The organism is Streptomyces sp. NPDC098789 (assembly GCF_044759975.1).
Classification (GTDB): Bacteria; Actinomycetota; Actinomycetes; order Streptomycetales; family Streptomycetaceae; genus Streptomyces.
The window spans coordinates 135,498-143,757 of record NZ_JBIWAJ010000024.1 but is presented as its reverse complement, the minus strand read 5'-3'; the positions used below and the strand labels follow the sequence as shown (position 1 = coordinate 143,757).

Genomic DNA, 8,260 nt, shown 5'->3' with positions numbered 1-8,260 from the left:
GGGCGGAGCCCGGGGCGGCCCGCCAGGGCCGTTGTCCCCTGCGGGGCTCCTGGGGCTCCGCCCCAGACCCCACGCCTCAAACGCCGGCGAGGCTGGAGTGGCTCCGCCGGGCCGAAGCCTCAAACGCCGGCGGGGCTGGAGTGGGCCAGGCCCGACTGGAAGGGGCCCGGGGGCTCCGCCCGGACCCGCGCCTCAAACGCCGGCGAGGCTGGGTTTGGCTCCGGCGAGGCGGACTTCGGCCCCGGCCGGGCTGGGTTTGGCCCCGGCGGGGCGGGCTTCGGCTCCGGTGAGGCGAGCTTCGGCCCCGGCGGGGCGGGCTTCGGCTCCGGCGCGGCCCGGGAGCGCGGGGGCGCGGAGGGTGGCGCCGCGCGCCGGGGTGGGGCGCTGTGCGCGGGCGCCCGGCGTGCGCGCGCTGCGTGAAATGCCCCCGTGCACCTGCCCGTGGCAAGGGCAGAAGCGGAAACGGGATTCCGGCCCGGAGCGACGGGCGATATCAAGCCATGCACAGGCTCTCCACAGGCCGCCGCACCGGAAAATGCCTCGAAAAACTTCTGCTATTCGGCCAACCACGAGCGGCCCCCGGCCCTACGCTGATGCGTGACACCGGTGGGGGCCGGTGTTGATTCAGGGGTCGAGACGAGTCGGGTACGACGTCCGCTCCGGGGTAGTGCAGAGGTGTCACGGCGGCGGCCGCGGCAGCTGCGGATCACCCGGTCCGGGCGCCGTACCCGCAGTTGTCCGTTCCCCGACCCTTGGGGGTTCTGTGGTTCGTATCCGGGTTCTCGTGGTGGACGATCACCGCATCTTCGCCGAGTCGCTCGCCGCCGCGCTCGCGGCCGAGCCGGACGTGGACGTGTCCGCGGCCGGTAGCGGCCCCGCCGCGCTGCGCTGCCTCGAACGGGGCGTCAGCGAGGGGCGCCGCTTCGACGTGTTGCTCGTCGACGCCGATCTCAGTGGGGCCACCGGCGGCCCGGCCGGCGCCACCGGGGCGTTCCCCGCGCAGCGGGAGCACGGCTCCGGTGCGCCGCCGGGCGACGGGCTCGCGCTGGTCGCGGCCGTGCGCACGGCGCATCCGGGGGTCCGTACGGTCGTACTCGCCGAGCGCGACGAACCGCGCCGGGCCGCCCACGCCCTGCAGGCCGGGGCGTCCGGCTGGGTGGCGAAGGACTGCTCGCTGTCGCGGCTGCTCGCCGTGGTCCGGGGTGTCCTGCGCGAGGAGACCCACCTGCCGCCCGCCCTGCTCACCGGCGTGCTGCGGGAGTTGACCCAGGCCCGCAAGCACCGCACCGACAGCGAGCGCCTGGTGGAGTCCTTGACCCCGCGCGAACACGAGGTGCTGCGCTGCATGGTGGCCGGCCTGGGCCGCAAGGACGTCGCGGCGCGGCTGTTCCTGTCCCCGCACACGGTGCGCACCCACATGCAGAACGTGCTGGGCAAGCTCGGGGTGCACTCCACGCTGGCGGCCGTGGCGCTGGCCCGGCGCGCGGGCGTGCGTCCCGCGGACCTAGCCGGGGATGTTGTCGAACGGAGCGGTCAACTGGCGTAGCAGCGAGGCCAGGTCGCCGCGCTCGGACCGGGACAGCTGGGCCAGGATCGCCCGCTCCTGGGCGAGCAGCCCGGCGAGTGCCTGGTCGGCGCGGTCGCGCCCCTCGGGGGTCAGTCGGACCAGGACGCCGCGCCGGTCGTTGGGGTCGGGCAGTCGCTCGACCAGGCCCTTCTTCGCGAGCCGGTCGATCCGGTTGGTCATGGTGCCCGAGGTGACCAGGGTCTGCGTCAGCAGCTGCCCGGGGGAGAGCTGGTAGGGCGCGCCGGCCCGGCGCAGCGACGTCAGGACGTCGAACTCCCACGGCTCCAGGCTGTGCTCGGCGAAGGCGAGCCTGCGGGCCCGGTCCAGGTGGCGCGCGAGCCGGCTCACGCGGCTGAGCACTTCGAGCGGTTCCACGTCGAGGTCAGGGCGTTCGCGCCGCCATGCCGCGACCAATCGGTCGACCTCGTCCTCCATGCCGATCAGTGTAAGGGGTATGTCGACGTGAAGTCTCTTGACATTAAGTCTCTCGATGAGGAGTTTCTCGTCATCAAGTCTCTTGACATCAAGATATATTCGGCGTGACCATGGGGAAGGGAGCGGCCGGAACCCAGATGCTTCCACCCGCACCATCCGCAGGGAGGCTCGAACATGCATTCCGACACCGCGGCCAAGGGCGCCGCACCCGCCCCGACGTGGGATCCGCAGCAGTACCTGCGCCACGCGGACCACCGCGCCCGCCCCTTCCTGGACCTGCTCGGCCGCATCCAGGCGCTCCCCACCGCACCCGCCCGCATCGCCGACCTCGGCTGCGGCCCCGGCAACGTCACCGCCCTGCTCGCCGATCGCTGGCCCGACGCCGCGATCACCGGCTTCGACCTCTCCCCGGAGATGCTCCGGCGCGCCACCGAGGAGTACGCGGGCCCCACCCCCGGCGGCGGCTCCCTCGACTTCGCCCCCGCCGACCTGACGGACTGGCTCCCCGAACAGGCGTACGACCTAATCGTCTCCAACGCCGCCCTGCAATGGGTGCCCGGCCACCCCGGCTCGCTCGCCGCCTGGATCAACGGACTGCGCCCCGGCGGCACCTTCGCCTTCCAGGTCCCCGGCAACTTCACCGCGCCCAGCCACGCCCTGCTGCACGCCCTGTGCGACACCCCGCGCTGGCGCTCCCGGCTCTCCGGGCTCGGCGCCGGCCACAGCCACGTCCTCGAACCCGCCGAGTACCTGGAGCGCTTCACCGGGCTCGGCTGCGCCGTCGACGTCTGGGAGACCACGTACTACCAGCTCCTCACCGGCCCCGACCCGGTCCTCGACTGGGTCAAGGGGACCGCGCTGCGGCCCGTCCTGACCGCGCTGGGCGACGACCGGGTGGCCGTGGAGGAGTTCCTCGCCGCCTACCGCGACCTGCTGCGCGCGGCCTACCCGGCCGGTCCGCGCGGCACCGTCTTCCCGTTCCGCCGCATCTTCGCCATCGCCCGCAAGGAGAACTGACCCCGTGCTCAGCGCCGTCGACCACGTCCAGCTCGCCGCACCGCCCGGCTCCGAGGACGCGCTGCGCGCGTACTACGGGCACGTGCTCGGCATGACCGAGATCCCCAAGCCGCCCGTCCTCGCGGCGCGCGGCGGCTGCTGGTTCGCAGCCGGCCCCGTCCAGCTCCACCTGGGCGTCGAGGAGGACTTCCGCCCGGCCCGCAAGGCCCATCCGGGACTGCGCGTCACCGGCATAGCGGCCTACGCGCAGCAGCTCGCCGACCGCGGCGCCACCGTCGTCTGGGACGACGACCTGCCCGGGCACCGGCGCTTCTACTCCGAGGACCCCGTCGGCAACCGGCTGGAGTTCCTGGAGCCCGACCCGGCGCACTGACCGCCCCGGGCCCGCGCGGACGCCCGTAAGGCCCCCACGACACGCAGCGGCGCCCCGCCACCGGTGATCCCGGTGGCGGGGCGCCGCCTCGCGTGCGTCGCGGGTCGTCAGCTCTTGCGGTGGCCCACCAGGCGCGGCTTCGACTCCAGCCGGTCCAGGCCGTGCCAGGCCAGGTTCACCAGGTGCGCCGCGACCTCCGCCTTCTTCGGCTTGCGGACGTCCAGCCACCACTGCCCGGTCAGCGCGACCATCCCGACCAGCGCCTGCGCGTACAGCGGCGCCAGCTTGGGATCGAAGCCGCGCGCCTTGAACTCCAGGCCCAGGATGTCCTCGACCTGCGTCGCGATGTCGCTGATCAGCGAGGCGAAGGTGCCCGTCGACTGGGCCACCGGCGAATCGCGGACCAGGATCCGGAAGCCGTCCGTGTACGACTCGATGTAGTCCAGCAGCGCGAAGGCGGCCTGCTCCAGCAGCTCCCGCGGGTGCCCGGCCGTCAGCGCGCCCGTCACCCCGTCCAGCAGCTGGCGCATCTCGCGGTCCACGACGACCGCGTACAGGCCCTCCTTGCCGCCGAAGTGCTCGTAGACCACCGGCTTGGACACCCCGGCCTTGGCCGCGATCTCCTCCACCGACGTGCCTTCGAAGCCCTTCTCCGCGAACAGCGTGCGACCGATTTCCAGCAGTTGCTGACGCCGCTCGGCGCCCGTCATCCGGACCCGACGGCTCCGCCGGGGTTTGTCGCTGCTGGGGGTACCGCCGTCGATCGCCACGTCACCCATCATGCCGCGCTCGACGCCTTTTCCTTGCGCCGACCATCGATGCGGGACGCCGACGGCCAGCGGACGTCACTCGCCCAGCCGGCCAGCTCGAACCAACGGATCAGCCGGGCGCTGGAGTCGACCTGCCCGCGCAGCACGCCGTGCCGCGCCGACGTCGGGTCGGCGTGGTGCAGGTTGTGCCAGGACTCGCCGCAGGACAGGACGGCCAGCCACCAGACGTTGCCCGAACGGTCGCGGGACTTGAAGGGGCGCTTGCCCACCGCGTGGCAGATCGAGTTGATGGACCACGTCACGTGGTGCAGCAGCGCCACCCGGACCAGCGAGCCCCAGAAGAACGCGGTGAAGGCGCCCCACCAGGACATCGTGACCAGGCCGCCCACCAGCGGCGGGATCGCCAGCGAGAACATCGTCCAGTAGATGAAGTCGCGCGAGATCCGCCGGATCGCCGGGTCCTTGATCAGGTCCGGTGCGTACTTCTCCTGGTTGGTCTGCTCCTCGTCGAAGAGCCAGCCGATGTGGGCCCACCACAGGCCCTTCATCAGGGCCGGGAGCGTCTCGCCGAAGCGCCACGGCGAGTGCGGGTCGCCCTCGTGGTCGGAGTACTTGTGGTGCTTGCGGTGGTCGGCCACCCAGCGCACCAGCGGCCCCTCCACCGCCATCGAGCCCATGACGGCCAGCGCGATCCGCAGCGGTCGCTTCGCCTTGAAGGAACCGTGCGTGAAGTAGCGGTGGAAACCGATGGTGATCCCGTGGCAGGCCAGGAAGTACATGAACACCATCAGGCCCAGGTCCAACCAGCTCACCCCGCCCCAGGCGAAGGCCAGCGGGATCGCCGCCAGCACCGCCACGAAGGGCACGGCGATGAAGAGCAGCAGCGCGATCTGTTCGACGGACCTCTTGCTCTCGCCGCCGAGCGTGGCGGAAGGACGGGGTGATCCGGAGTCCGCCGAGGCGTCCTCGATCAGATCGGGGCTTACGGTCATGGGGTCCCCTGGGGGGTGAAGGAGTCGGCAGGAGCCCGGCTACGGACCCGTAACCTACGGCAACGTAAGTATGGCAAAGCTCCGCCCCGCGGCAAGAGCGGCGCCCCAGCGGCCCCCCGCGACGGGACCGGATCGCGAGACGGAGTCGAGCGGCGCGCCGGACACCTGGCCCGGACACCTATCCTGGTGTCGTCGGACAGCGCGGTCCGCACGGGCAGCCGAGCTGCGCGACAGGCAGGGGTACCCCCGGACTGCCGTCCGGGCACGCGCCGCCGTGCGCACTCCGGCGGCCCCCGCCCCAGTAGCGCTCGAAACACTGCAAGGAGCCGCACCTGTGAGCAGTGCTGACCAGGCCCCCGTCACCCCGGCCACGGTTACAACAGCAGACATGGCCAACGCGGAGCTGCGCGCGGACATCCGCCGCCTCGGCGACCTCCTCGGCGAAACCCTCGTACGCCAGGAGGGTCAGGACCTCCTCGACCTGGTCGAACGCGTCCGTGCCCTCACCCGCACGGACGGCGAAGCCGCCGCCTCCCTCCTCGGCGACATCGACCTGGAGACCGCCGCCAAGCTGGTGCGCGCCTTCTCCACCTACTTCCACCTCGCCAACGTCACCGAGCAGGTGCACCGCGGCAAGGAACTGCGCGCCCACCGCGCCGCCGAGGGCAGCCTCCTGGCCCGTACCGCGGACATGCTCAAGGACGCCGACCCCGAGCACCTGCGCGAGACGGTCAAGAACCTCAACGTGCGCCCCGTCTTCACCGCGCACCCCACCGAAGCCGCGCGCCGCAGCGTCCTCAACAAGCTGCGCCGCATCGCCGCCCTGCTGGAGGAGCCCGTCACCGGCGCCGGTGACCGGCGCCGCCACGACCTGCGCCTCGCCGAGAACATCGACCTCGTCTGGCAGACCGACGAGCTGCGCGTGGTGCGCCCCGAGCCCGCCGACGAGGCCCGCAACGCGATCTACTACCTCGACGAACTCCACGCCGGAGCCGTCGGTGACGTCCTGGAGGACCTCGCCGCCGAACTCGACCGCGTCGGCGTCGAGCTCCCCCCGGGCACCCGGCCGCTCACCTTCGGCACCTGGATCGGCGGTGACCGCGACGGCAACCCCAACGTCACCCCCGAGGTCACCCGCGACGTGCTGATCCTCCAGCACGAGCACGGCATCACCGACGCCCTCGAACTGGTCGACTTCCTGCGCGGTCTCCTCTCCAACTCCATCCGCTACACCGGAGCCACCGAGGAACTGCTGACCTCGCTCCAGGCCGACCTCGAACGCCTGCCGGAGATCAGCCCCCGCTACAAGCGCCTCAACGCCGAGGAGCCCTACCGGCTCAAGGCCACCTGCATCCGGCAGAAGCTGGTCAACACCCGCGAGCGCCTCGCCAAGGGCACCGCGCACGAGGACGGCCGCGACTACCTCGGCACCGCCGAGCTGCTCACCGACCTCACGCTGATCCAGACCTCGCTGCGCCAGCACCGCGGGGCGCTCTTCGCCGACGGCCGCATGGACCGCACGATCCGCACGCTGGCCGCCTTCGGGCTCCAGCTGGCCACCATGGACGTGCGCGAGCACGCCGACGCCCACCACCACGCCCTCGGTCAGCTCTTCGACCGCCTCGGCGAGGAGTCGTGGCGCTACGCGGACATGCCCCGCGACTACCGGCAGAAGCTCCTCGCCAAGGAGCTCCGCTCGCGGCGCCCGCTGGCGCCCACCCCGGCGCCCCTGGACGCCGCCGGGCACAAGACCCTCGGGGTCTTCGGCGCGATCAAGGACGCCTTCGAGAAGTTCGGCCCCGAGGTCATCGAGTCCTACATCATCTCGATGTGCCAGGGCGCCGACGACGTCTTCGCCGCGGCCGTCCTGGCCCGCGAAGCCGGCCTCATCGACCTGCACGCGGGCTGGGCCAAGATCGGCATCGTCCCGCTGCTGGAGACCACCGACGAGCTGCGCGCCGCCGACGTCATCCTCGACGAGATGCTCGCCGACCCCTCCTACCGGCGGCTCGTCTCGCTGCGCGGCGAGGTCCAGGAGGTCATGCTCGGCTACTCCGACTCCTCCAAGTTCGGCGGCATCACCACCAGCCAGTGGGAGATCCACCGCGCCCAGCGCCGGCTGCGCGACGTCGCCCACCGCTACGGCGTCCGGCTGCGCCTCTTCCACGGCCGCGGCGGCACCGTCGGCCGTGGCGGCGGCCCCTCGCACGACGCGATCCTGGCCCAGCCCTGGGGCACGCTGGAGGGCGAGATCAAGGTGACCGAGCAGGGCGAGGTCATCTCCGACAAGTACCTCGTCCCCTCGCTGGCCCGCGAGAACCTCGAACTGACCGTCGCCGCGACCCTGCAGGCCTCCGCCCTGCACACCGCGCCGCGCCAGTCCGACGAGGCCCTCGCCCGCTGGGACGCGGCCATGGACACGGTCTCCGACGCCGCCCACGGCGCCTACCGCGCCCTGGTCGAGGACCCCGACCTGCCGTCGTACTTCTTCGCGGCCACCCCCGTCGACCAGCTCGCCGACCTCCACCTCGGCTCCCGGCCCTCGCGCCGCCCCGACTCCGGAGCGGGCCTGGACGGGCTGCGCGCCATCCCGTGGGTCTTCGGCTGGACCCAGTCCCGCCAGATCGTCCCCGGTTGGTACGGCGTCGGCTCCGGCCTCAAGGCGCTGCGCGAGGCCGGCCAGGACGACGTGCTCGCGGAGATGGGCCAGAAGTGGCACTTCTTCCGCAACTTCCTCTCCAACGTCGAGATGACGCTGGCCAAGACGGACCTGCGGATCGCCCGCCACTACGTCGACACGCTCGTCCCCGAGCACCTCAAGCACGTCTTCGCCCGCATCGAGGCCGAGCACGAGCTGACCGTCCGCGAGGTCCTGCGGGTCACCGGCGGCGACACGCTGCTCGCCTCCCAGCCGGTGCTCCAGCAGACCTTCGAGGTCCGCGACGCCTACCTGGACCCGATCTCCTACCTCCAGGTCTCGCTGCTGGCCCGCCAGCGCGCGGCGGCCGAGCGCGGCGAGGAAGCCGACCCGCTGCTCGCCCGGGCCCTGCTGCTCACGGTCAACGGCGTCGCCGCCGGCCTGCGCAACACCGGCTGAGCACGCCCG

7 protein-coding genes are annotated in these 8,260 nt (G+C 72.5%); 4 read left to right on the top strand and 3 right to left on the bottom strand.

Going from position 1 to position 8,260, the window contains the following annotated elements:
* Window positions 1-763: 763 nt before the first annotated feature.
* Window positions 764-1,546: a LuxR C-terminal-related transcriptional regulator gene (locus ACIQWR_RS35495; protein WP_404018382.1), complete on the top strand. Its 783-nt coding sequence runs from the start codon at window positions 764-766 to the stop codon at window positions 1,544-1,546.
* Here ACIQWR_RS35495 and ACIQWR_RS35490 read toward each other — a convergent pair.
* Window positions 1,505-2,002, bottom strand: a complete 498-nt coding sequence (locus ACIQWR_RS35490) for a MarR family transcriptional regulator (protein ID WP_330330854.1) — start codon at window positions 2,000-2,002, stop codon at window positions 1,505-1,507. The two genes, ACIQWR_RS35495 and ACIQWR_RS35490, sit on opposite strands and share 42 nt — an antisense overlap.
* Window positions 2,003-2,176: 174 nt before the next feature.
* Here ACIQWR_RS35490 and ACIQWR_RS35485 point away from each other — a divergent pair, with 174 nt between their 5' ends.
* Both ACIQWR_RS35485 and ACIQWR_RS35480 read left to right on the top strand, forming a co-directional pair.
* Window positions 2,177-3,019: a trans-aconitate 2-methyltransferase gene (locus ACIQWR_RS35485; protein WP_404018381.1), complete on the top strand. Its 843-nt coding sequence runs from the start codon at window positions 2,177-2,179 to the stop codon at window positions 3,017-3,019.
* 4 nt (window positions 3,020-3,023) lie between these two features.
* A complete protein-coding gene (locus tag ACIQWR_RS35480; protein WP_404018379.1) occupies window positions 3,024-3,392 on the top strand; it encodes a VOC family protein in 369 nt (122 codons plus the stop codon).
* 107 nt (window positions 3,393-3,499) lie between these two features.
* Here ACIQWR_RS35480 and ACIQWR_RS35475 read toward each other — a convergent pair whose 3' ends face one another.
* A complete protein-coding gene (locus tag ACIQWR_RS35475) occupies window positions 3,500-4,171 on the bottom strand; it encodes a TetR family transcriptional regulator (protein ID WP_404018404.1) in 672 nt (223 codons plus the stop codon).
* On the bottom strand, window positions 4,171-5,154 hold the full coding sequence (locus ACIQWR_RS35470; RefSeq protein WP_404018376.1) for an acyl-CoA desaturase: 984 nt from the start codon (window positions 5,152-5,154) through the stop codon (window positions 4,171-4,173). The genes ACIQWR_RS35475 and ACIQWR_RS35470 overlap by 1 nt, the downstream gene beginning before the upstream one ends.
* Before the next feature lie 334 nt (window positions 5,155-5,488).
* On the opposite strand from ACIQWR_RS35470, the gene ppc reads away from it, so the two are divergent.
* Window positions 5,489-8,251, top strand: a complete 2,763-nt coding sequence (ppc, locus tag ACIQWR_RS35465) for a phosphoenolpyruvate carboxylase (RefSeq protein ID WP_404018374.1) — start codon at window positions 5,489-5,491, stop codon at window positions 8,249-8,251.
* Window positions 8,252-8,260: the final 9 nt, after the last annotated feature.

Bases quoted from the DNA above. Each gene is read 5' to 3' on its own strand.
- ACIQWR_RS35490 (WP_330330854.1), bottom strand. From the start codon at position 2,002: ATGGAGGACGAGGTCGACCGATTGGTCGCGGCATGGCGGCGCGAACGC.
- ACIQWR_RS35485 (WP_404018381.1), top strand. From the start codon at position 2,177: ATGCATTCCGACACCGCGGCCAAGGGCGCCGCACCCGCCCCGACGTGG.
- ACIQWR_RS35475 (WP_404018404.1), bottom strand. From the start codon at position 4,171: ATGGGTGACGTGGCGATCGACGGCGGTACCCCCAGCAGCGACAAACCC.
- ACIQWR_RS35470 (WP_404018376.1), bottom strand. From the start codon at position 5,154: ATGACCGTAAGCCCCGATCTGATCGAGGACGCCTCGGCGGACTCCGGA.